Raw genomic sequence first — 2,216 nt, forward strand, 5'->3', positions numbered from 1 at the left:
TCAATGGCTTTCTCCAAATACATTTAAGAGCACTACACCTATAACAATTAAGCCAATAGAAATTATACTAATTAAATTAACATTTTCTTTAAAAACGATAACTGAGATTATTGTTGTTAATACTAATCCTAGACCTGCCCATGTTGCATAAGTTATATTTAAGGGCAAAAATTTTATTGTTAAACTTAAAAAATAAAAGCAAATTCCAAACGAAAGTAGTGTACCTAATGTTGGCCATAACTTTGTGAAACCCTCTGATGTTTTTAAAAAACTAGTTCCGATTATTTCTGTTGCAATTGAGATAAATAAATATAAATAATGCATTAAGCTTCTCCTTTAATTTCTATTTGATAGCTTATATTTTAACTTATATTAAGTGAAAGAAAAATTTTTAAGATTTGTATTTTAAAACGAGTTGAAAACGAGTTTCTTCTTGTCTTGATACTATATAGAAATAATTCAAAGATATAAAAAGTCGTTTGAATTTTGATATTACAGCGTTTTTAGCTATTTTTAACGTGGAAAATAAAATTTGACATAAAAAAACTCCAGTAATAAGATTAAATTGTCGAGATAAAATCAAATACTGGAGGTTTTTATATGCATTCTTATACTACTAGATGTATAGACGAAAATCAAGATAACGAAACATTAAAAGATATGACGAAAAGTGGGAAACAACGCCCATGGAGAGAGAAGAAAATTGATAATGTAAGTTATGCAGATATACTAGAAATCTTAAAAATTAAAAAAGCTTTTAATGTAAAACAATGTGGTAACGTCTTAGAGTTCAAGCCAACTGATGAAGGTTATTTAAAATTACATAAGACATGGTTTTGTAAGTCAAAATTATGTCCAGTTTGTAATTGGAGGCGTGCTATGAAAAATAGTTATCAAGCTCAAAGAGTGATTGAAGAAGTGGTAAAAGAAAAGCCGAAAGCACGTTGGTTATTTCTCACATTATCAACACGAAATGCAATAGATGGTGACCATTTAGAACAAAGTTTAAAACATATGTCTAAGGCTTTTAATAAATTAAAAATGTATACAAAAGTTAAAAAGAATTTAATTGGATTTTTACGTTCAACCGAAGTAACGGTTAATAAAAATGACGGTAGTTATAATCAACATATGCATGTTTTATTATGTGTTGAAAGTGCGTATTTTAAAAAGCAAGGTCAGTATATAAAACAAAGTGAGTGGGTCGATTTATGGCAAAAAGCATTGCAAGTTGATTATCGACCAGTCGCAAATATCAAAGCGATCAAACCGAATCAAAAAGGCGATAAAGATATTCAAGCAGCTATCAAAGAGACTTCAAAATACTCGGTTAAGTCATCTGATTTTTTAACTGATGATGATGAAAGAAATCAAGAAATCGTGAATGATTTGGAAAAAGGTTTATACCGAAAACGTATGTTGAGTTATGGTGGATTGCTTAAACAAAAACATAAAATTTTAAATTTAGACGATGCCGAAGATGGCAATTTGATTAATACAAGTGACGAAGATAAAACAACAGACGAAGAAGAAAAAGCACACTCAATTACGGCAATTTGGAATTTTGAAAAACAAAATTATTACTTAAAAGATTTGAAACGTTAGCTTAAAAGCTAGCGTTTTTTTATGCTTTTTTGCCCCTGCGGGAACTATATCGTTCAACCTGTATGGTTGACCAGTTTTTATGCCAATTTTTAAATTTGCATGTAACTGGGCAGTGTCTAAAAAATTAGTCACTGGTTTTGCTCAAATTTTTGTTTGTGGAATTAGAATATATTTATTTGGCTCATATTTGCGTTTTAAAAGCTTGTGTAGGTTTTTAGGTATAAAACTATATGATTTACCCTTAAATCTTTAAAATGCCCCCTTAGAATTCAAAATAAAGGTATTTAAAATTTGGTATCTTTGAAAATTTAAAAATAAAAAATGCTAAGTGCAACAATAAAAAAGTTGTACTTAGCAATAACACAAATAATAGAAAAGCTAATTAATTTAATTTTTGAGTACTATATTTTTCCTACTCAATTTGCTTAATTATAACATAATTAAAGCATGCATTTATGCCGAGAAAATTTATTGATGTTGAGAAGAACCCTTAACTAAACTTGCAGACGAATGTCGGCATAGCGTGAGCTATTAAGCCGATCATTCGACAAGTTTTGGGATTGTTAAGGGTTCCGAGGCTCAACGTCAATAAAGCAATTGGAATAAAATAA

The 2,216-nt window shown here is 29.0% G+C and carries 2 protein-coding genes; one reads left to right on the forward strand and one right to left on the reverse strand.

Annotated features, from left to right (window positions below; all coding sequences use genetic code 11):
- Complete coding sequence (gene qacG / locus PYW44_RS13330; RefSeq protein ID WP_015740450.1) at positions 1-324, reverse strand: quaternary ammonium compound efflux SMR transporter QacG; 324 nt, start codon at positions 322-324, stop codon at positions 1-3.
- Between the two features lie 276 nt (positions 325-600).
- Here qacG and PYW44_RS13335 point away from each other — a divergent pair, with 276 nt between their 5' ends.
- On the forward strand, positions 601-1,605 hold the full coding sequence (locus tag PYW44_RS13335) for a protein rep (RefSeq protein ID WP_078098897.1): 1,005 nt from the start codon (positions 601-603) through the stop codon (positions 1,603-1,605).
- Positions 1,606-2,216 lie beyond the last annotated feature (611 nt).

The organism is Staphylococcus equorum (assembly GCF_029024965.1).
GTDB classification, from domain to species: Bacteria; Bacillota; Bacilli; order Staphylococcales; family Staphylococcaceae; genus Staphylococcus; species Staphylococcus equorum.